This window comes from Leptolyngbya sp. FACHB-541, assembly GCF_014695875.1.
In the GTDB taxonomy this organism is placed as follows: domain Bacteria; phylum Cyanobacteriota; class Cyanobacteriia; order Elainellales; family Elainellaceae; genus JAAUTN01.
Genome location: NZ_JACJPC010000041.1, coordinates 49,502 through 71,886, shown reverse-complemented (window position 1 = coordinate 71,886; position 22,385 = coordinate 49,502). Strand labels below are relative to the sequence as shown.

Annotated in this window: 15 protein-coding genes; 4 read left to right on the top strand and 11 right to left on the bottom strand. The window is 49.9% G+C overall.

Translation table 11 applies throughout. The annotated features are described in order from the left end of the window. Window positions 1-92: 92 nt before the first annotated feature. Window positions 93-1,157, bottom strand: coding sequence for an anthranilate phosphoribosyltransferase family protein (locus H6G00_RS06885; RefSeq protein ID WP_190796171.1), 1,065 nt, complete (start codon window positions 1,155-1,157; stop codon window positions 93-95). Window positions 1,158-1,196: 39 nt separating this feature from the next. Next, window positions 1,197-2,168, bottom strand: a complete 972-nt coding sequence (locus H6G00_RS06880) for a LysR family transcriptional regulator (protein WP_190646704.1) — start codon at window positions 2,166-2,168, stop codon at window positions 1,197-1,199. A 383-nt stretch (window positions 2,169-2,551) separates the two neighbouring features. Between H6G00_RS06880 and H6G00_RS06875 the strand changes: the two genes are divergently transcribed. Then, window positions 2,552-3,598, top strand: a complete 1,047-nt coding sequence (locus H6G00_RS06875) for a patatin-like phospholipase family protein (protein WP_190796170.1) — start codon at window positions 2,552-2,554, stop codon at window positions 3,596-3,598. A gap of 264 nt (window positions 3,599-3,862) precedes the next feature. On the opposite strand, the gene H6G00_RS06870 is transcribed toward H6G00_RS06875, so the two are convergent. Beyond that, complete coding sequence (locus H6G00_RS06870; protein ID WP_190796169.1) at window positions 3,863-7,285, bottom strand: M14 family zinc carboxypeptidase; 3,423 nt, start codon at window positions 7,283-7,285, stop codon at window positions 3,863-3,865. A 503-nt stretch (window positions 7,286-7,788) separates the two neighbouring features. On the opposite strand from H6G00_RS06870, the gene H6G00_RS06865 reads away from it, so the two are divergent. Then, entirely contained in the window at window positions 7,789-8,202 is a 414-nt protein-coding gene (locus tag H6G00_RS06865) for a hypothetical protein (protein ID WP_190796168.1), read from the top strand. A gap of 29 nt (window positions 8,203-8,231) precedes the next feature. Here the strand turns inward: H6G00_RS06865 and H6G00_RS06860 are convergent, their stop codons facing one another. The 5 genes from H6G00_RS06860 to purD all read right to left on the bottom strand — a co-directional run bounded on the left by H6G00_RS06860 (window position 8,232) and on the right by purD (window position 16,880). Next, complete coding sequence (locus H6G00_RS06860) at window positions 8,232-10,433, bottom strand: response regulator (RefSeq protein ID WP_190796167.1); 2,202 nt, start codon at window positions 10,431-10,433, stop codon at window positions 8,232-8,234. Between the two features lie 83 nt (window positions 10,434-10,516). Beyond that, complete coding sequence (locus tag H6G00_RS06855; RefSeq protein WP_190646700.1) at window positions 10,517-10,954, bottom strand: response regulator; 438 nt, start codon at window positions 10,952-10,954, stop codon at window positions 10,517-10,519. Beyond that, complete coding sequence (locus tag H6G00_RS06850; RefSeq protein ID WP_199318354.1) at window positions 10,951-13,422, bottom strand: PAS domain S-box protein; 2,472 nt, start codon at window positions 13,420-13,422, stop codon at window positions 10,951-10,953. Before H6G00_RS06850 ends, H6G00_RS06855 begins: the two co-directional genes overlap by 4 nt. Window positions 13,423-13,520: 98 nt before the next feature. Next, on the bottom strand, window positions 13,521-15,491 hold the full coding sequence (gene nblS, locus H6G00_RS06845) for a two-component system sensor histidine kinase NblS (protein ID WP_190796175.1): 1,971 nt from the start codon (window positions 15,489-15,491) through the stop codon (window positions 13,521-13,523). Between the two features lie 99 nt (window positions 15,492-15,590). After that, the gene (gene purD, locus H6G00_RS06840; protein ID WP_190796166.1) at window positions 15,591-16,880 is read right to left on the bottom strand and encodes a phosphoribosylamine--glycine ligase; all 1,290 of its coding nucleotides are present in this window, start codon (window positions 16,878-16,880) and stop codon (window positions 15,591-15,593) included. A 286-nt stretch (window positions 16,881-17,166) separates the two neighbouring features. Between purD and H6G00_RS06835 the strand changes: the two genes are divergently transcribed. Further along, window positions 17,167-18,582 (top strand): tetratricopeptide repeat protein, encoded by a 1,416-nt coding sequence (locus tag H6G00_RS06835; RefSeq protein WP_190796165.1) that lies wholly within the window; start codon window positions 17,167-17,169, stop codon window positions 18,580-18,582. Window positions 18,583-18,769: 187 nt separating this feature from the next. Here H6G00_RS06835 and H6G00_RS06830 read toward each other — a convergent pair whose 3' ends face one another. The 3 genes from H6G00_RS06830 to H6G00_RS06820 form a co-directional block, all read right to left on the bottom strand. Further along, complete coding sequence (locus H6G00_RS06830) at window positions 18,770-18,940, bottom strand: hypothetical protein (protein ID WP_190646697.1); 171 nt, start codon at window positions 18,938-18,940, stop codon at window positions 18,770-18,772. Window positions 18,941-19,211: 271 nt separating this feature from the next. Beyond that, on the bottom strand, window positions 19,212-20,642 hold the full coding sequence (locus tag H6G00_RS06825) for a cobyrinate a,c-diamide synthase (protein ID WP_190796164.1): 1,431 nt from the start codon (window positions 20,640-20,642) through the stop codon (window positions 19,212-19,214). A 22-nt stretch (window positions 20,643-20,664) separates the two neighbouring features. Continuing rightward, window positions 20,665-21,303, bottom strand: a complete 639-nt coding sequence (locus H6G00_RS06820) for a cold shock and DUF1294 domain-containing protein (protein WP_190796163.1) — start codon at window positions 21,301-21,303, stop codon at window positions 20,665-20,667. Window positions 21,304-21,496: 193 nt separating this feature from the next. On the opposite strand from H6G00_RS06820, the gene H6G00_RS06815 reads away from it, so the two are divergent. Continuing rightward, window positions 21,497-22,381: a M48 family metalloprotease gene (locus tag H6G00_RS06815; protein WP_190796162.1), complete on the top strand. Its 885-nt coding sequence runs from the start codon at window positions 21,497-21,499 to the stop codon at window positions 22,379-22,381. Window positions 22,382-22,385: the final 4 nt, after the last annotated feature.

The window sequence follows — 22,385 nt, the reverse complement described above, 5'->3', positions numbered from 1 at the left end:
CAAGAACTAGGGCTACAGATGGAAGGGCACCCCGCGTCGCGGGGTGCCCTTCCATCTGTAGCCCTCTTTTAGAGAGAAATGGAACCAGCACTCTAACTGGGAACTGCGACAAATGCGCTGACGGACGCTTTTAACTGCTGCAACTTTGCGTGGGCTTGTCCAGACGTGAGGAGCAGTTCTGCTTGAGCCAAACCGGACTGCAGATCAAGGCTAGCGCCACAGCGCCAGAGATAAAAGCCGCCATTCCAGATCGCAGACTGCATCATCTCGCCGGGTTGTCCTTGCAAAACGGATTGAATGTCCTCAAGCAGTTGCGTGGTGGTGGTTAGAGGAACGTCTTTGCCAGCCAGGTCATAGTCCCGACAGGATAGCAGCAGACGCTCTAGAGGAACTTGACCGCCAGGTTGACCGATGCCAATGATGGCAGTGCGATCGCGAGGCAGGTCGCAGCTTCCTTCTAACCCTTTGACGGTGGCGAACTGGTTGGCTCCTCGCAGTGCAAAGGTTTCTGTAAACATGGTCTCGGTAGGCGGATGGACAAATCCCGCAACAACGTGAGCATTTCCGGCATAGGGCGACCAGATTAACTCAACGGTTGCTAGAGGTGGACGTTTGCCAATTTGATCGCGATAGGGAACTAAGCCCTGCGCTAGCGGAAAGTGATATGGCAGGTAAACAAACCCCAGTCCGGTTTGTTCTAAAACGGTTTGAACTTGGTCAAGCGGCAGCGCCCAGTTAACCCCCAGTCCTCGCCAAACCTCAATCAGGGGAATGCCGTGTTTAGTCGGCATTCGATCGCCCCCATGCATAATTACTGGACAATCTGCCGCAGCCAATATTAGAGCTGTGATGGGGCTAAGCGGTGCGGTGCGCGATCGCCCATCATAAGGAATTCCCAGAACCGTCACCGGGTGGGTAGAGGCGATCGGTTGCAGCTTGGGCCCAAGCTGATCGTAGGCATCTAGAATACCGGCTAGCTCTTCGCCCGTGGGTCGCTTAATCCGATGAGAGATCATAAATGCGCCAATCTGAGCGGGAGTCGCTTCTTGGGTCAACATCATCCGGGTTGCCTCAGCTGCTTCCCAACGTGTCAAATTCCTGCTTGTGTGGGTACCGCTGCCGACTCTTTTCAATAACTCCCTGAACGCATCGCTCATCGTCCTAGCCCTGGTAAAAATATAAGGTTATCTCATTGATCAGGAGTGCCGAATCTGGCAATGGGCAGCGGATGGTGAGGTATCGGCATTCATCTGAGGCAGTTTTGCCGCATCGTTCTCTGGAGCAAATAACTGATGCACCAGTTCCCGAAAGCGCTGAATAGGAGGAATTTGCAACCGATCTTGAGTTGTCACCAAAACGACCTGCCGAATTAAAACTGGAGCCTCAGTTGGGCGAACTGCTAATGTCGTGTCTAGCTGGGCATCTAGGATAGCAGCTTTAGGCAGCAGGGCAATCAGTTCTCCCTGACGCACTATTCCCCGAAAAGCATCCAGTGTGTTCAGTTCTAATACAGCATTTAACACTGCACCCTGGCGCTGAAACTGCTCCTGCACCAACCGCTGCATTCCATAGCCATCCTTAAATACGACCTGGGGATAGCGTACTAGCTCAGTCCAGGGCACCTGTTCGTACTGAGTTAGGGGATGCTCAGCCGCCATCAAAATCTCGACTGGCTCATTGTAAAGAACATCTGTGACCATCTCCGGTGTTGCGGTTAGGAAACGATTATTCATCACGATCGCCACGTCTACCAGTCCATCTTTTAAGACTTTAAGGGCGCGATCGCTGCCCAGAGAGGTAACGCGCAACTGCACATCTGGATAATCCTGACAAAAGCGCTGAAGCACAGGTGGCAAATAGTAAGCACAGACGGAATGGATTGCGGCAATGCATAGTTCTGGCTGTTTGCCTTCGCGCAGGTCTGCTAACTCTTGAGTCGCATTTTGCCACTCTTGACAGATTTTGCGGGCGCGAGGGAGGAAGCGATCGCCTGCCAGCGTTAACTTTGCCTGAGCAGTCCGATGAAATAGCGGCAGACCCAAATCTGCTTCCAGGCTTTGAACCTGACGGCTAATCGTAGACTGAGTTACACCACAGAGACGGGCAGCCTGCTGAAAGTTGCCCGTCTCTGCTACTGCTAAAAAAGCCTTCAACTGCTCTAGACGCATGGAGATGTAGCTAAGATCACACTTTATTCTCGATAGCACGACCTTAGCGGATTTCGGAATTTCATTTGGTAGGCTAATGCACATTCATTTAGTAAAACTTTAACTTTTTAGCAGAGAGATCTGACAGAACCATACCTCTTCAGACATCAATAAAGAGCTTAGCCCCTTTGTTGAACTAACTTGCTCTTCCAAAGGCGATGCTTCAAGACAATTCATAATGTACCTGACTTTTTTCTGACCTTTTCCTAACCTTATACGAGCACTTAATAGATGTATGAGGTTTAAACTTAGTTCAAATCTGTAGCCAGTTGAATTGCTTGATTGCAACAGTACTCCACAGAATTTTTAGTAAGCATTCGGACTGAAATTCAAGGATACAAATTATGATTTCTAAATTTAAGAGAAGAATTCTTTCAATTGACGGTAGTGGTATTAGGGGTATTATTCCCGCCATGCTTCTTAACTACATTGAGGAACGCACAGGAAAGCGAATAGCGACAATGTTTGATCTAATTTCAGGCACTTCGACAGGAGGCATCTTAGCATTAGGTTTAACTAAAAAAAACTCGGATTCTAGCTTTAATCACGAACCAGAGTACACAGCAGCTGAACTTGTACATTTCTACCGAAAATTTGGAAGAAAAATTTTCAGTGAATACATTCCAACACCTGTAGATAATCTGTTACAACCTAAGTTCAATCCCGAGGGTAGACAAAAAGTTTTAGAAGAGCTTTTAGGTGAAGCTTGTGTTGAAGATGCATTACGAGAGATTTTCATCGCGAGCTATGATGTTGAACTGAGAACACCAGTTTTTTTTACGAGTAATCACAAGGCAGAAGAATCTGACAGCCTTGACAGTCGAAAAGTATGTAGGGGATTCAAGATGGTTCAAGCGGCAATGGCAACTTCTGCTGCACCAACCTTTTTCCCACCCTATAAGCTTGAAACAGTTCATCGTACATCTGAAGGCTACTATGCTCTGATAGATGGTGGTATTTTTGCAAACAATCCCTCTTCCTTGGCAATGATGGAAGCTATGATTTCTTATAGAAGGGAGACTGGTCAAGAATTGCAGCGTGCTGATATGCTTGTTGTTTCTTTGGGTACTGGTTCACTAACTAAAAAATATAAGTATAAAGACGTAAAGGATTGGGGACAACTTAAGTGGGCAATTCCTATACTTAATGTTGTTTTAGATGGTCAAAGTGAGGCTGTTGCCTATCAACTTGATCAACTGATGATTACTGAAGGAGAGAACAGAAATTACTACCGATTTCAAGTTCCACTCAGTAGTGATAATGGACACGATCAGATGGATAACGCAAGTCCACGCAATATTGAGTATTTAGAAGAACTTGGTAAGAGACTGATCGCACAACGGAAGGAAAGCTTAAATAAATTGTGCGAGGTTCTGAAGGGGAACTGCTGAAATCCTAATTCTCAATTAAGTTTCTGTTAATAGCTCTCTCACCGGTAGTTGCCTAAGTTGCTGCACTGGAACGTCCTAAGACGGTTGAGTTGTACGAGTTATTTGTGCTTGGTGAACTTGTCGTGATAGGACGTAACTGAATGCAATTGGGAGTGCAGATTGGTACTTTCGGAAAAGGGGCATTTCGTAAAACAACCTTTCTCCGAAAGTGCCTTTAATCAGAAACGCTTGTTCTAGAGATTACATCAGTCCTGCTGTTGAACATTAGACTGGAACGAAAATAGCTTCACTCAAGGCACTTGCACTGACCTGATTGAGAACGGCAAACACATTATCGCCGTACTTGATCAAGGTATTCTTGCGCTCTTGGGTTACAGACAACTGACCAAAGCTGAGTGTGCCAACTAGACCAATCAGGTCTTTGCCGACCTCAAAGCCTTGAATGTAGTCTGTGCCACCTCCTACGCCGATCGCAAAGGTGTCGCTGCCTGCACCACCGTAAAGGCGATCGCTGCCTGCACCGCTCCAGAGGAGGTCGTCTCCGGCATCGCCGTACAGCACATCATCGCCTGCATCGCCATACAGCTTGTCGTTGCCACGTTTGCCGCTGATGCGATCGTTTCCTCTACCGCCGTAAATGACATCATCACCACCCTGACCACCACCAGAGGACGAGGTGTTGGCATCACCGCGCAGCAAGTCATCACCATTGCCGCCAATGATCAGGTCATCGCCCCGACCACCCGCGATCAGATCATTGCCACCCCGACCGTAGATTGTGTCACTGCCGTTGCCCCCTACATATTGGTTAGCCTCTGCATCTCCGTCAAAGACAGTGGTATTGGCACCAGGAGCTTCTAATACGTCCAGGAAGACCGCCGTAGGAACGCCATAGTTGCCGTCTGCATCAGCACTTTCCACAAAGATCGTGAGACGACCCACCCCTAAACCAGTCGTATCGATAGTGCCTTTTAGTTCTTCGACTGCTTCGTCAAATGCGCCGTCTGCCGCAAATAACTCAAACGTCTCCGTTTCTTTTGTCCAGGAAGGTAAGCCAATCGAATAACGGGCACCACCAACGATTTCAGGTTCTGGAATCTCGAGATCATCGGGTGTGGTTCCGATAACCCCGTCTCCTTTACGAGTCGAATCCGCTGTTGCAGAAAGCTCTACTGCTGCTCCTGCAAGCACCTGACTGAGATCAAGCTGTATGCCAGTCACATCTGGGCTTCCCGCAGTTTTGTAAGGCGATCGGGCTGATTTTGCAGCGTAGAAAAAGGCAGGAATGACCTCTTTAACAATGACGTTTTCGAAGTCTTCGGTATTTTGGAAGAAAGCGGAGCCTAATTCAAAGGTGTAGCCCGGAACTCCTAGCGTGCTGTAAACCCAGTCGTCCGTTGTTCCGCTTGTGGGATAAAGCCCGATCGCCTGCGAAACGTCATAAGCCTGATCGACCAGCCCTGTAAAATAACCAAACTTTAGTCCCAGATTTCGCAGTGCTTCTTGGTTAGGAGCGGGTTCATCTGTCCAGCCAAACGGGTAGAGAATCAGATCGCCAAAGCTGTGAACGTCAATGTAGACACCTGATGTGTCTTCTGAAGCAGGGTCAAAGTCGCCAGGGCCTTTTGTGTCTGGGAAAGTTTCCAGTAAATAATCCCGCAACGCCTGACTCTCTGGTTCAGAGAAAGGAGCCGTTCCTTGATAGGTCAAATCAGCGGGGTCAGTGCTTGCCGCTTCTTCTCCAATTTCTCCCCACTTAGAGTCGTAGTTGCGGTTTAGGTCAACGCCGTAGTTAGGAAATTCCGCTGTGCCATCACCGGGGTTGGTGTTCTTGCGCCAGGAATAACCTTGTTCAGCAAACTTGCGTCCGTCGGGGTTGACGATGGGCACCACACGAACTTCAAAGTTGTCCAGAATCCAAGTAGTGTCAGGATCGGTGCCGTAGTTAGCGATGAGCTGCTCGGCAAAGCGAGTGACAGATTCTGTGGTGGAATATTCCCGCGCATGAATAGCACCTTGGACAAAGAAGACGGGTTTTTCTTCTTGTAGATCGCTGTTTTTGTTGCTGATTTCCAGGGAAAAGATGTCATAGCCAGCTGAGCCGCCGGGAGTAACTTTATCGTAGCTGTCGCCGATGTCTACCCAACTTGCGAGATCTGGATTCAGCGTTGCTAGTTCTGAAAGGTCAGCATAGGTTTTCTCAACGGTGCGATAGCTGGTATAGCCCGGAATCGTCGTTTCTGTGATTTCTACCGGAACGTCTTCTACCACTAACCCGTTGTAGTTGGGGTCGTCACTGGTGAGGGTGACGCTGACGGTGGTTGATTGGTCTTCACCCTCGATAAGGTCGTCGGCGATCGCCTCCACAACGGAAGTCTGGGGAACGAACCAGTTGTCTTCTGTAAACGTGATCGACCGGATCGGCTGAAGCTGATCGCCATCTACCGCGAAGCTCAAAGTCACATCCGAAGTCGGGCGGCTCTGCAACGCAAATTGGAAATCAAGCGGATCGGGAACATTGCTCTCGCTCACGGCTACCAGTCCGCTAGGCGTGGTTACACCCGCTACCAGGTTGTCGGTAATTCTGACATTGTCGACAGCCCACAGATAAGACCAGTTGCCATCAAATCGGAAGCGAACCTGCGCCTCTGATGAACCGCCTAGCGCCTCAGTCAAATCGACGGTCGGCGTGTTGATGTCGTAATCGCCCGTGTTAGAGGAATAAACGGATTGCCACTCTGTGCCGTTGTAAGCTTCGACAAACACTTCACTGGCATTGATCCCCGCAGCGATTCCACCATACACCTGGTCAAACTGCAGAATGACAGCCTCAGCGTCCGAAACATCAAAAACAGGAGATTCGAGCGTAATATTTTCGGCTACGTCATCATCGGAGAGAAAATCGCTGTCATAGACTGCGACTGGATTGTCAAAATTTGGGTTCAAAGGCTCATTAATTTCATTGCGATTACCAGGGTTATCAAAGCGCCAGAGATCCGTTTCGGGATTCCCCTCAATCACATTGACTGTCCAGCCTGGAGGTGGAGTTGCGCCACTTGCGCCTGAGAAATCCTCGGCAAAATAGGTTTCAGGTTCTTCTAAAATCGCGGGATAGGTGGCGATCGCCTCACTCGAAAAAGCCAGAGCAGCCGACATTCCACCTGTCTTTACGTCCAGATCCCAGTTTCCACCGTGAGCAGAATGTCCAACCGGGGTAGTAGAAGCAGCAACTTCAACGCCAATCAAAGACTTTAGTGCTTGAGTGAACGCAACTCCCACTGCGGTATCGGCAACCCGACACCCATAGATCAGCAGTTCGGCGCGATCGCTCAACACATTGCGCCACTGCTGCAACTGGGCTTGGTATTGCGCCAAGGTTTCGTGGCTGAGCTTGGCGTTGCCGAGCCGCAAGCTGCCAGGACTACCGTGAGCCACAAGGTGAATGCTGGAGATCTGAGTCCGCCCTGCCAAAGCGAGACTGATTTGTGTCACCCCATCTTCATAGGGGTGAAGAACAATCACTTCTGCACCTAGGGTCACCCCTGCTGCAAGGTTCCCATAATCTTGTACAGCCGCATCAATAAAGATAAGTTGCTGGCTAGATGCAACTGAAACGGAACTGCTCAGGGGAGCTAAGGTTGAATTTTTGGCAGTAGAAACAGTGTGAGCAAGAATTAAATTTTGCACGGTAGAAAAAATATTTAATAGGAACGTGAACGACTGAGCGAGTGTGAATGAGTCACTTACCTAGCAGAGTTTTGCCTAGCCTGGATGATTAGGTGATTGAGACGAGGCGGCTTGATGTGAAAGCTTATGGGATTTGGGGCTAAACGGGAATGAATACAATTAAGTAACTGTAAGCAACTGCTCTTGATAACTTGCGGATTAGAACAAAGAGCTATTCAGTTGGCGATGAATCCATAAATGACAGAAGGTCAATCTTTAATAGGAAATCATCAACAGATGGCGTGGGCGATCGCCTGAAATAGCTGTTTATCTTAGATAGGATAGGTTCCTGACAAGGCAACGAAGAGCAAACTACTTTTAGCTGTTGCTTTCAAATGACAAGCGTTATACATGTAGTGACGCAGTTATACAAGATCTCTCGAAGCCATATTGCAAAATGTAGCTTGTGATACATTTTTCTCATTCTTTATGATCTCCACAGATCTTCTGCAGATCCTCTACCTATGAAGATTCCGGTTCGATTCGCTGTATCTCTGTTCCTACTGGTTCCTGTGCTGACAGTTCCTTTAATGAGCAATGCAAACCCTGCTCCATCCCTTGAAAATTTGCCAACGGGTGAATACTACTACGAAGCAATTCACGCTTCTGAAACGTCCAGCCGATCTATCTTGTTTCGCAAAGCCGGACGGACAGTGATTGGTCTCCAAATGGGCGCTAATCGCAGTTGCTTTAGAGGGTTTGTAGAAGGAAATCGAATCGTGAATGCAACCCGCGTTTTTCCACCTTACGATCCGGCTTCAAGACAAGATTTTCAGGAGGAGATGCTTGACCTGAGCCAATACAGTCAGGTTGAACAGGAGCTAAGAGAACGCGATCGCGCCACACTACGAACCTGCATCCAGTTCTTTTGGCGTTAAGATTTTTGTGATTTTTGGGAAAGGGAAAATTATCTAGCGGGGGCACGTCCTACCAGATCTGCTACAGCTTTGGCTAATTTCTCTGGCTCTACAGGTTTGGGTACATGTAGCTGAAAGCCTGCTGTGAGGGACTGGTGTTGATCCTCAGGACGAGCATAGGCGGTGAGGGCGATCGCTGGAATCATGCCGCCTCGACCTGGCTCTAACTCTCTGACTTTGCGAATGAGGGCATAGCCGTCTTCGAGCGGCATCCCAATGTCACTCACTAAAATATCTGGATTAAATTGCTCAACTGCCTCTAACGCTTCGCTCACCGATGCGGTCGCAATCACATGAGTGCCATACCCTTCTAGAATCAATGTGATGATTTCACGGGTATCGACCTCATCGTCTACTACCACCGCTTGGATGCCCTTGAGATTGATTGCAGGACCAGAAGAACTGCGTTCTTGTGCATCTGGTTGAGCCACCAACAGCGGCAAACGAATCGTAAAAGTGGCACCCTGTCCTTCTCCCAGACTCTCAGCACAGATCGTGCCACCATGTAGCTCGGTCAAATGGCGCACAATTGCCAGCCCCAACCCCAAGCCCCCATACACCCGAGTAATTGAGGCGTCCGCTTGACGAAAATAGTCAAAAATAAAGGGCAAAAATTCAGGCTTAATTCCCTTACCTGTATCGCTGACAGCAATCTCAGCGTATTGGGCATGAACAGAAGCTTTAGACAGTCCGTTCTCGGGGCTGGTTTCAGGTTCAACCAGCGATAGACGAATTTCGACTTGCCCACCTTGAGGCGTGAACTTAATTGCGTTAGACAGCAGGTTCCAGATAATTTGTTGAAGCCGATTGGGGTCGCCCATCGTTTGAAACCGAGCATAGATCGGGTTAGCATCAACCGTCTTCCAGTCGGGTTCAATCGCTGTACCAGTTGAGGGCGCTGAAGGTTCTAGCAATACTTTGAGGGGAATCGACTTGGCTTCAGCCGCAGGACGCATGGTGTCGATCGCCGCTTCAACAATCGAAATCAGATCGACAGGGCTAACTTTTAGCGTCAGCTTGCCCTGAATGATGCGCGAAATGTCTAGCAAATCTTCGATCAGGTGCGTTTGCAGTTTGGCATTCCGCTCAATCGTTTGCAGGGCACGCGTTAGCGTTGCTTCGTCAAATCGTTTGGTTTGGAGCAGTCTAGACCAGCCCAGGATAGGGTTGAGGGGCGATCGCAACTCATGGGAAAGCGTCGCCAAAAATTCATCCTTAATCCGATTTGTCTCCTGGGATTGCAGGTAAAGTCGGGCATTGTCGATCGCCACTGCCGCGACCTGCGCCAACTGCACCAAGAGCGCTTCATCTTCCTCGGTAAACTCACCTTCATACTTATCCGAAAGCTGAATCAAGCCAATGTTATTGCCCTGACGGCTAATTAAAGGCACAGCCAACCAGCCCCGCAGGGGGGGGTGACGGTCGGACTCCGTGCCAAATCCTCGCCAGTTTGGGTGGGACTCTAGTTCCGCTTGCGTCATTCGCATCGGACGATTCATGCGGCAAACCCAGGAATAAATCCCAGAGCCGTTCGGTGGTTCCTCGTAGTCCCGCCATTGAGCGTATTTATCAGATAACGACATGGCGCTGATTGCCTGTGTCCAATTGCCGTCTACTGTCATGCTGGTGACAGCCTGGTGCGCTTCAATGATTTCTCTAGCTTGCTCAGTAATTAGCTTCAGCGTTTGATCAATCGAAAGGAGGGAATTAATCGCGATCGAGGCTTGTGCTAGCTTCCGCAGGCGACTGGTGTATTGGCGCTGACGAGTCAGCAGTTGCGCCCGTTCTTGCTCAACCCATTTGCGCTCAATTCGCTCTCTGGCTTCTCGGACGGCTCTTTCTGCTACTGGTGCAAGGCGTTCTAGCCGCTGCTTGAGGACGTAATCCGTCGCGCCGTTTCTCAAAGTTTCGATCGCCACTTCTTCACCCAGATTGGCAGAGACAAAAATGAAGGGTACCTCTGGGCAGCGATCGCGGACAATTTCTAAGGCAGTGAGTCCATCAAATGTGGGGAGCGAATAGTCTGACAGAATCAAGTCAAACGTGTTGTTTTCTAACACCGTTAGAAAGTCCGCCCGATTTTCCACACGAGTCAGCTTGCATTCTGGCCAGTTAGTAGTCAAATTTGCCTGGATCAATTCTGCATCCAACAAACTATCTTCCAGAAGAAGAACATGTAGCGGTTGCATCATCGTTATCCTCGCGGGCTAATTTTGCAGGTCATTGTCTGTCTGAAGATCTTCATGCCTCAGGTTTTACTACCCTGGTAGTGGGTTCAACCCGGTGGCGGTTGATTGACGACTGCCCAAAATAGCCCAACTTCTCGGATTGCATCGACAAATTCATGAAAATCAACGGGTTTTACGACATAGGCATTAACGCCCAAGTTGTAGCTAGAAACCAGATCCTGCTCTTCACGGGAGGAGGTTAACATCACCACCGGAACCATCCGTAAGGCTGAGTCAGACTTTAACTGTGCCAACACCTCTAGTCCATCTACCTTGGGTAGCTTGAGGTCAAGTAACACAACTGCAGGATTACCCTCCATCCTGAGTTTGAATACGCCTCGACGGTAGAGATAGTCCAACGCTTCTTCGCCATCACGCACCACCACAACCTCATTTGCCAGGTGGTTCTCGGCTAGCGCAGAAAGGGTCAGCTCAACATCGTGGTGGCTATCTTCAACTAACAAGATGCGTCTTAGCTCAGTCATTCCTCACCCCTTCGAGGTCGGAGCGGCAGTGAGAAGTAGAAGGTAGACCCTTTATCTAGTTCACTTTCTGCCCAGGTTCGACCACCGTGTCGGTGAATGATGCGTCGGACGTTTGCTAGCCCAATTCCAGTTCCCTGAATTTCGGGCCCGCTGTGTAATCGCTGAAACACGCCAAAGAGCTTGTGAGCATAGCGCATGTCAAATCCAAGTCCGTTGTCACGGACGAAGATGACTACTTCTTGCTCGTCTCCTATAGTGCCGATTTCGATCTCAGCTTGGGTACGTCCCTGGGTATATTTAATGGCGTTTTCGACCAAGTTGTAGATCACCTGGCGCAGCATGGCTGGGTCACCCTGCATATTAGGAATGGGGTGAATTTGCCAGATAATTTCTCGTTCTGCTGTTTCTGGCTCCAAGTCTTGTCTGACATCTCGAATTAATTCATTGAATTCGACCGTGGTGTAGCGCATTTCTGCTCGACCCATTCGCGAGAAGGTGAGCAAGTCGTCTACCATCGTGCCCGCCCGTTTGGTCGTGTCTGCGATGACATCCAGGTAGCGCTGACTTTCAGGATCTAAGACCGGAGCAGCCTGCTTTTGCAGCAGGCTGACAAAACCGTTGATATGACGCAAAGGTGCGCGTAAATCGTGGGAAACAGAGTAGGAGAAGGCTTCTAGCTCCTGATTAGCGGTTTCGAGCTGAGCGGTGCGCTCTCTAACGCGATGTTCTAGCAGGTCGTTAATTTGCTGCATTTCGGCTTCTGCTTGTTTGCGATCGCCAATGTCGATACAGGAGCCGATGTAGCCCAAAAACTCTCCACCTGGCGTAAATCGAGGCACACCAATGTCTAGCAGCCAGCGATATTCACCATCAAACCGCCGCAGCCGATATTCCGCCTTAAATTCTTGGCGGGCATCAAAGGAAGTGGTGTACGTGTGTAGACAGCGTTCAAAATCGTCTGGGTGAATGTTCTCAGTCCAGCCATTGCCCATCTCTTGGGCGAGGGTACGTCCCGTGAAGTTGAGCCAGGGCTGGTTGAAATAGTTGCAGAGTTTATCTGGACCCGACATCCAAATCAACACGGGAGCGGTGTCTGCCATATAGCGAAAGCGGGCTTCACTTTCCCGGAGGGCGGCTTCTGCTTGTTTGCGATCGCTCACATCTAGCACAAACCCGATCATCGTATCGGGGCTACCGTCCAGCAGAGCAGAACCGATCACGATTGGAACCCTACTGCCATCTTTGCGAATGTATTCCTTCTCAAAGGAGTGACAAAATCCTAGCGTTCTTAATTCATGTTGAGACTGTTCCGTAGCCTGCTGGTACTCTGGCGGAGTCATTTCATTCCAGCGAATCTTGCCCTGATTCAGGTCTTCTCGCGTGTAGCCAATGATTTGCAAAAATGCGTCGTTCGCTTCAAGCACAGAACCATTAAGATTAGCGGTGATCACGCCGATAATGTTGGAGTCTACCAGCCGCTTAATTTTTGCTTCGCGACGGCTGAGTTCGTTTTCCAGGCGTTTGCGATCGCTCAGGTCAAGCACATAGCAAACCGTGCCCTCTTCCGGATTAGGCAACAGCGCCGCTCCAACCAGCACCGGAACGCGGCTGCCGTCCTTGTGCAGATATTCTTTCTCAAACGGCGGGCAGGCTCCAGTTGTAGAGATTTGTTCTATCATCTCCTCGTCCTGCGGCAAATATTCAGAGGGCGTGATGTCCAGCCAATTCAGGTTGCCGCTCTGCAAATCTGCCTGGGTGTAGCCCAGCATGTTGAGGAATGCATCATTTGCCTCGCTGATTTCGCCCTGAAAGTTGGCAAAGATGATGCCAATGATGTTGGAGTCGATCAAGCGGCTAATGCGGGCTTCGCGATCGTGCAGGGTTTCCTTTAACTGTTTGCGATCGCTCACATCGGTTACCATTGCCAGCGTGCCGCGAAATAGTCCCCCATCGCTAAAAATTGGGTTGGCAGAAGTAATTGTCCACACGATTGAGCCGTCTTTGTGCCGAAAGCGCAAGTCATACTGCCCGCGAATGCCCGTTGGATGGTGCTTCATCTCCCACTGAAGTTCGCGTTGGGCAGCTTCATCCATAAATTTAAAGATGGAAGAGTCAATGATTTCCTCGACTCGGTAGCCCAGCATCTCTGCCATTCGAGGATTAACGTACTCCGTGGTGCAGTTAGTATCAATCACCCAAATGCCTTCATAGGCGGTTTCTAGCAGGCGACGATAACGGGCTTCGCTGGCTTGAAGCTTTTTCAGGCTAATCTCGGCTTTGCGACGGGCAGCGTAGACTTTAGCATAGAGTGAACTCACTGCCAAAACGATTAGTCCCAAAGCGATCGCCCCTGCCAACACCTGTAGCGCTATGGGAGCAACGGGCGATCGCAGCATTGACACCAAAATGAGGGAAGCAGCGGTCAGGGCGATCGCAAATCCGTAGGGAATCCAACGAGACAGCTTCATTCTTGGCAAACAATTTTCTGGGTAAGGAAATTGCACCCCTTTGAATAAACCCAATAGAGTCTAAATCAATTTACCCAGTCGCACATTTCACCTGAGACTCATATTCCCGTTCCGCTTAAGGCTGCTTCCCCTTGCGGGAGCATATCTGGAAGGGGGGCATCTTGGTACACTGCCAGGTCAAACCAGAAGGTCGTACCAACTCCCACTTCGCTAATTAGGCGGACTGAGCTATGGTGCTTTTCAATGATGTTTCTGACGATGGACAGTCCTAATCCAGTGCCTTCAAGGGTATGCACGCGGTTTTCAACTCGGAAAAAGCGATCGAAAATAGCTTCCTGATCTTCTGGGTCAATCCCGATGCCAGTATCAGAAATTTCGATTCGTACAAGCGGTGACGCCGAGCTTTGTTCTGTCGCTAGTGGATAGGCTCGAATCGCAACCCGTCCTCCAGATTTAGTAAATTTGAGTCCGTTGCCAACTAGATTGGCTAACACCTGAAGTAGCAAATCATAGTTGCCCAGAACAGGTGGCAAATTCGGCGCAATCTCCTGGATCAGTTCAATGCCCTTGTCCTTGGCATTTAGCTGATAGGTTCGAAGGGTTTGCTCGATCGGTTGGGTTAGCTCGACCGCTTCAAAGTGATAGCGTTTGTTGGACTCTAGACGCGAGAGGTCTAGCACATCATTGACCAGACGAGTCAGGCGATCGGTTTCCCGGTTAGCGGTTTCCAAGAACTCGCGACGTTCTGGCTCACTCAGATCTTCGCCATACTCATGTAGCGTTTCGATAAAAGATTTGATGTTAAACAGCGGTGTTCGCAGTTCGTGGGAAACGTTGCTGATAAACTGGCTCTTTGCTTCATTTAGCTCTACTTCGCGGGTAATGTCCTGGACAGTGATTGCCAGTCCTCGAACGTTTTCTCGCGCCTGGTCTAGCACGGTGGTAAGCAAAATTCGCACCGTCCGGTTGGTTGCGCCAGGAACGGTAATGCGGAATTCGGTGCCTTCGCGATCGCGAAGGTTTTCAATCAAGGATTCACTTGCGGCAATTTCATACAGCGGTCGAGCTAATTGAGCTTTGACCGTTTCGGGCAAGTGCTGCAGGACGTTTTCGCCAATCACCTGTTCGTTGCCTTCCCAGCCAAAGAGCCGTTGGGCAGTTGGGTTGACGAGAATGACGTGCATGTTGTTGTCAAGTAGAACGGCTCCATCGGCGATCGTGGTAACCAGGGTTTCTAGCTTGGCCTTTTCAGCAGTCAGTTCTTCAATGTTTTGCTCTTCGTAGCTCTCCAGTCGCTCCGCCATCTCGTTGAAGCTGAGGATCAGTTCTCCTAACTCTCCACCCAATGGCAGGTCGATCCGTTGCCTGAAGTTGCCAGCGGCAATATTTTTCACCCCGACCAGCAGTTCTTTGATCGGCTGGGTAATCATCAAAGCGTTGGAAACGGCACCCAAGATCACCATCACCCAGATCGAAACAAAAACGGCAATCGTCACATCTCGTGTCAGGTGAGAAGAAGTGACAATCGTGGGGTTGGGGTTAATGCCGATCGCCAACACGCCCAAGTACTTGCCGTTGTGATTGAGCGGCACAAACACATCAGTGACTTCACCATCGGGAGTGAGGTGCTGTCTCACCATGGGGTAGTCAATGTTTCTGGCATAGTTGTCAGGCAGCTTCATCTGCCGCCGAATAGACAGAGAGTTTTGCACCTCTGACTCAGAGAAGGGAATGCCAAAAAAGATGTTGCCATCCTCATCGGCATAGAGCATGTAGCGCACACTTGAGGTGCTGCTGTAGAAGCGATGGGAAAATCGGGCTAGCTCGGTGCGGTTGTCGTCCCCGATTAGGGGGGACACATTGGCTGCTAGCAGCAGCCCCAGGTCACGCCCAAAGCGGGTATCGTTGAGTCGAGCATCTTGCTGGATCGAGTTGACTGCCCAGAAGGTGAGTCCACTCATAATCAGCGACACGACTAGGGTTGCCGCTGCCATGAGACGAGTCTGAAGCGTAAAATCAGACCACCAGCGGGCAATGATTTCTCTGATCTTGATGAGGAAGGCTAGCAAGGTACAACCATCGAAGCGAGGGGTCGGCAAGACATCTAGAGACTTACCATCATAATCTGTTTGTATTGTTTACGTTCTTTATTAGATTGTTACATGTTCTTAAAGGTAAGGATTGGCGGTGAGGACCCGGTGCCCAATGTCGCGGCGGGTGTACATTGCGTCGAATTCAATGCAGTCAACCGCTCGATAGGCTTTGGCGATCGCCTCTTCCAAGCTGTCCCCTACTGCGGTTACGCCTAAGACGCGTCCTCCATCCGCAACAAGCTGCTGCTGTTTGAGCTTAGTGCCCGCATGGAAAACTACTGCCCCAGACTCTTCTGCGGCTTCAATGCCTGTAACGGGGCTACCTTTTTTGTAGGCATCAGGGTAACCTTCTGCCGCAATCACGACACAGGCAGAAGCTCCAGGCTTCCAGGTCAGGGGTGGAAGCTGAGCAAGACGCTGTTGGGCGCAGGCTAGCATCAGGGTTTCCAGAGGAGTTTCGAGCAGCGGCAAAACAGCTTGTGTTTCAGGATCACCAAAGCGACAGTTAAATTCAATCACTTTGGGGTCGCCTGCTGGCGTAATGATCAGCCCAGCATAGAGAACACCTCGGTAGTCGATCCCACGATGGTTAAGGGTGGCGATCGCCGGTTCTAAAATTTCTCGCTGAATCCGGTTCATCAAAGCAGGTGTGACGATTGGGGTAGGGGCATAAGCTCCCATGCCGCCTGTATTTGCACCCGTATCACCTTCACCAATGCGTTTGTGATCTTGAGCGGGTAGTAAAGCCCGAATCGTTAAACCATCTGTGACGGCCAGGACAGACGCTTCCTGCCCCGTGAGAAATTCCTCAATCACGATGCGCTGACCCGCCTCACCAAACTGTCCGCCAAAGGCTGCCTCAATCGCTTCGACTGCCTCTTGGGTTGTTTCGGCAACGGTCACGCCTTTGCCTGCGGCCAGTCCATCAGCTTTCACGACAATCGGCACAGGTCGAGAAGCGATATAGGCGATCGCACTTCGCACATCTGTGAACACAGCCGACTCAGCCGTTGGAATGCCCGCTTCTCGCATAAGCTCTTTGGCCCAGGCTTTGCTTGACTCAATCTGTGCGCCTGCCTGCGTCGGGCCAAACACTGTTAGCCCTTGCTCTTTTAAGTAGTCCGTGATCCCAGCGGCGAGCGGCACCTCTGGCCCAACTACAATTAGACCAATGTTGTTGACCAGAGCAAAACGCGCGATGCCTTCAAATGCAGTAACTGACATTGCCAGATTACGGCAGCGTTCCATCCGAGCGGTGCCACCATTACCGGGAACACAAAAGATTTCCTGAACCCGTGCAGACTGCAAGAGCTTCCAGGCGAGGGCATGTTCACGCCCTCCATTGCCAACCACCAAAACCTTCACACTATCCCCTGTTGGTATCTAAGTAGTGTCAACGGAATGTCAACAGATTGTTGCTAACAAAACTGTATCGAATTGCATTAAGGTTAGCACCGCTTAACCCATCACTCTGAATACAGTTGAAAACCGCTATAGTAGCGTAGCGCACTTGTGTAAATTCCAAACATGAATGTTTAAACTAATGTGTGATGCGGCTGGATGGTGCGGTAGGTAAGCTATGGTGCGGTGGGTTTCTAACAGGCTTTTTTCGCTGCCAGCAGTTAAATTAAGTCGTTCTCTCAGGAGGGATATGGGGTTGCGTATTGCTCGGCGCAAATTTCAGATAGATTCTCTGAAACGGCTTCCTTACAAATATTTGAGTGCCCTACCGCTGGCGATCGCCCTTCTAGGAGCACTGGAATTCCGTTCTTTTGCTCCCCAAGCTGCGATCGCCCAAGAGGAAGAAAACCAGGAGCAGGAAGAACAAGAGGAAGAAGAACAAGAGGAAGAAGAACAAGAGGAAGAAGAACAAGAGGAAGAAGAACAAGAGGAAGAAGAACAAGAGGAAGAAGAACAAGAGGAAGAACAGTTTCCGCCCAATCCCCTAGAGATTGACGAATCTGATCCCCTGTTTCCCCAACTGATTATCGATCGCCCTCTCAGCCCTCAAGAGCGGCGAGTTTTGGCAACTGCCCTGGACGAATTGCGCGTGCAGGCTGAGCAAGAGCTTGCTGCCGGAAACCCAGCAGGAGCCTTTGAAATCTTGAATCGAGAACTGCGACTGCGGCGGGTCTTGGGAGCCGAGGAAGAAGTAGACTCTCTCAGTCGGGTTGGAGAAATTGCTTGGCGAGAAAACCAGACGACGGAAACTCGGCTAATTACCGAACGCTTGCAACAGATCGAACAAGAAGTACAGGCTGAAACACCACCCGATTTTGATTTGTTGCTCAGAATTGCCCAGGCTTACCAGACAATGCGGGCAATTGACCCAGCCGTAACGCTATATGACCAGATTTTGATCCGGGCTCGGCAGCAGGGCGATGCAGCCACCGAACAAGATACCCTAACAGCACTGGGAGAATTGCACCTTGCCTGGTTTGACTATACTTCGGCAGCAGTAGCTTACCAGGAGCTACTGACCCTTGCTCGCGCCAGAGGCGATCGCCCCCGAGAAGTGGAATATTTGCAGCAGTTGGCTTACATCTACCAGGAAAACAACCAGCCCGAGGAAGCGATCGCTGCCCAGCAAGAGCTAGTCAGTGTTTACCAAGGCCGTCAGGAATATGCGCTGATTCCGCCTTTGAAAATTGCGATCGCCGACAGCTTCCAGGCACTCAACCGCCCTGACCGAGCCGCAACCAACTATCAGGAAGCGTTTGCGGTGGCGCGTTCAGGACAGCAGTATGCCTATGCCAGCGAAGCATTGCAAAAATTAGCCGACCTCTACCGCTCACTCGATCGCCCCGATGATGCGCTGGTGGTTTACCAATTGCTGATTGACGTAGAGCAGCAGTCCTACAACAGTTACGGCATCATGCAGGCTTACGATGAGATTGGTCAGCTTCAACTCGAACGGGGCAATACCAATCAGGCGATCGCTGCCTTCCGACGCGGTTTGGAACTAGCACGACAGCTTAGCTACCGAGAAAGTTACTTTACCCAGCAGATTGAAGCCGCCAGCCAACCGCCTGCCCAAAGCAATCCTGAGCCCGCCCAGCCCAACTAGAGCAATTAATCAGGAAAAAGAGTAGGGACTACGACAGTTCACCCGTACATTTTCGGGAGTAATCCTAGGCAAATTTCTTGTAGAGACAAAATGAATTGCGTCTCTGCAAAGCTTGAAAGATTGCAATCAAAAAGCTGAAAATTACTAAAGTTAAAAACTAAGAGTTTAAACTCATCATTTTTAACTCTTAATTTTGTATTCTTAACTGTTCACCTTCTCTAGGAAACTCGGCAGTATGAGGAGTCAGCTCTAACGTTGAAGCTCCTGGTGTTGTCTGAGTCACACGAGGTGCGCTAACCCCCATCAGCAGATGTAACAAGAAAGTGATTGCTGCGGCTTGAATTAGTTTTGTACTCATGGCCTTCCCCTCCTCAACCTATTGGGGCTATTGTCAAATTTAGCCCTTGAAAGCGCATCCGCACCTCACCCTATTGTTTCCTCCACTAGGGTGAATAAACGGGCGATCTTTCCGTATTTTCAAACTTGACAGCTTTACCAAACTATACGTTCTGTACATGGGCGATCGCTGCTAAAACCGCCCAGTTTTACTAAATCGATATCTTCTTGTGAAATATGTTCGAAGCTACAAACCCTGAAGCTGCATTTCAGATTGTGTAAAGCCGAAATAACTAATTCTGCAGTTCACCAAATTCAAGACAACGGGTCAAGAAGCGAGCCGGAATTTCGGGGTGCGCTCCCCAATGCAGGTGAATGTAAGAAGCATGAAGCTGGTGCGATTGCCACCCTTCTAGATACATCAAGCTGTCGGAATCATACCCTCGAAGCTGATATAAAGGCAATGCTGATTTGGCACTTAAGGCTGAACGATGAAATTCGTGTCCCCAAGTTTCTGATCCTGCTGGCAGTAGGGGGCTGTCGTGCAGCGCGATCGCCCGCCGATAACCGAGAGTTAACCGCCCTGTCATGTTGGCTGTCGCTGACAAGATGCCCACCATTTTCCAAGACTGTCCTGCAAAATCAACAATTTGCTCACACAAATACATCAAGCCGCCACACTCGGCGTAGGTTGGCATTCCAGCTTGAATGGCTTGCCTGACACTTTGCTGAGCAGCTTGATTGTTTGCTAACTCTGCGGCAAATACTTCTGGGAAACCGCCCCCCAGGTAAAGCCCTTGCACCCCTGCTGGCAAACCGGGATCAGTCAGTGGACTCCAGAATATTAGCTCTGCACCCAGTTGCTCTAGCAGGTCAAAATTGTCGGCGTAGTAGAAGCTGAAAGCGCGATCGTAGGCGATCGCGATACGGGCCGGAGGCTGAGGATTGGAGGTTGGAAGCCCTTTTCTCTGAGGAGAAGAATTTAGGGTGAGGGTAATAGGGCTTTGGCTGGAAACTGTGGTGCTTTCCGGAGGTGGGGAATTGCTTTGAGCTTTAAGGAGGGGAAGGAGGCGCGACCAGTCGAAGCAGGTTTCTCCCAAGTTTGCTAAACGTTTGATTAGGCTATCCAGGACTGGCAGTTCGGCAGTAGGAACTAGTCCCAGGTGGCGATCGGGGATGGTGATATCATCGTGGCGACGAAAAACACCAAGAATAGGAAGGTTTAGCGGTTCTAGAGCGGCTTTGAGCAGTTCCAAGTGGCGATCGCTACCGACTCGATTCAACACAACGCCAGCAAATTGAAGCCGGGGATCAAAGGAGCAATATCCCAGGGCGATCGCTGCGGCAGAGCGCGACAAGCGGCTGCAATCGATTACCAACAGCACGGGTAAGTTGAGTAAACGGGCAATGTGAGCAGTACTGGCAGTGTCATCTACTCCCGTTGCACCGTCAAACAGTCCCATCACGCCTTCTACCAGCGCATAATCTACAGTCTGGGTATGGTGAGCAAAACACTGCTGCACATAAGCCTCGGAGGTTAAAACGGGATCTAAGTTCCGACACGCTCGCCCAGTCACGTAGCGGTGAAACATGGGATCAATGTAATCCGGTCCAACCTTAAAAGACTGCACGCTTAACTGTCGTTGCCGTAGAACTGCCAGCAAAGACAGCGTAATCGTTGTTTTACCGACTCCACTGCGTTCTCCAGCGATCGCTAAAGCCATAGATAATTCACTTTGCTAGAGATCAAGCTGTTATGAACTTGCCAAAAAATAACCAGCCCAACCAGGCGATGTAGTGAAGTGCAACAATCACCCAAAACTCAAACTGATAAGACTCCTTGCTACTTTTGTGGTGGAGTCTTCGCTGGGCTACAAATCCTCCCAACCATCCACCTGCTAGTTCACATAAATGTAACGTCTTCTCTGGTGTTCTCCAGCTTCTTCGCTTTGCCCGAGATTTATCGTCAGCGTATAAAGCGAAAGTTAACAGACTCATCATAGGGTAGAGAATGAGTGGAAGCGGATTAGCGGTTGCCCAAGCAAAGTGCAATGACCCGACGAGGGGCAAAATCGACAGCAGCAATGTCTCTAATACGGGAAATGGAGAGAGAGATACATCGCTAGATAAAGCCTTATTTCTCGAAGCGGTCAAAGTTGGCTTACGTCTTGCTCCTAAGATAAAAGCTTTGTGAGCGCGAAATTTACCATCTTCAGCTACAGCATAGTAGTAAATCGTGTCACCTACTTTCGGGCGGCGAGTGGAGTCTTTTATTTCGGAAATGTGCAAGAAAATTTCTTGACTTCCATCAGCCGGTTGAATGAAACCAAAACCTTTAGCATCTTTCCAGGTTATCAGTTGCCCTTTAACAAGAACAGGTTCCATACAACAGCCTCATTTCATGACTATTTCAGAGTCTTCCCAGCTCAAGATCCAGATGACAACAAATTCCAATTATTGTTATAAGTCCTGACCTCAGATATAGAGCCTTTCACCCACCTGGTAGACCCAAAGATACCTCCAGTTTGAGATTCTAAAGCTTATCTATATGAATTTTTCAACGTGAATCAGGTGAAGTATGTTTGGAAATCAAATTAAAACAGCGGCTCTGTTGGGACTGCTGAGCGGACTAATTGTTTTAGTTGCTTATTATTTGGTTGGTGATGAGCAAGGACTGTTTTGGGGGTTGGCGATCGCTGCTTTCACCAGCCTGAGCTCTTGGTATTTTTCTGACCAGGCAGCCCTAGCTTCCTACCAAGCTCAGCCGACGACCCGTGAGCAAGCGCCTGATTTGTACGACATGATTGCTAAGTTGAGCGATCGCGCAGAGATTCCCATGCCAAAGGTGTTTCTGGTGCCAACGGAGTCGCCCAACGCCTTTGCTACAGGACGCGATCCCAATCATGCTGCTGTTGCTGTCACGCAAGGAATTCTTAACTTACTGTCTCCTGAGGAGCTAGAGGGCGTTTTGGCGCACGAGCTAACTCATATTCGCAACCGCGATACCCTCACCCAAGCCGTTGCAGGGACATTGGGAGGTGCGGTCACGTTTGTCGGGCGTATTCTCACCCTCGGCGCATTGTATGGACCCGTGACGCGAGATACCCGTCGAGGCGCAAACCCAATTGGGCTGCTATTCCTGATTGTGCTGGCTCCTCTCTCTGCTGCTCTGATTCAGATGGCTATTTCGCGCACCCGTGAATTTGCCGCAGATTTAGGTTCAGCTCAAATTACCCAAAATCCTACGGCTTTGGCCAGTGCGTTAGAAAAGTTGGAGCAAGTCGGACACCAAATCCCGATGCACGGCAACCCAGCCATGTCGCCTTTGCTGATCGTCAATCCTCTGTCAGCAGAGGGGCTGCAGACGCTATTTCGGACTCATCCTCCCACCGAGGAACGGATTCGCCGTCTGATCGAAATGGCACAGCAAACCCAATCTGCAGGGACACCTGCTACGGTGTAGGAAT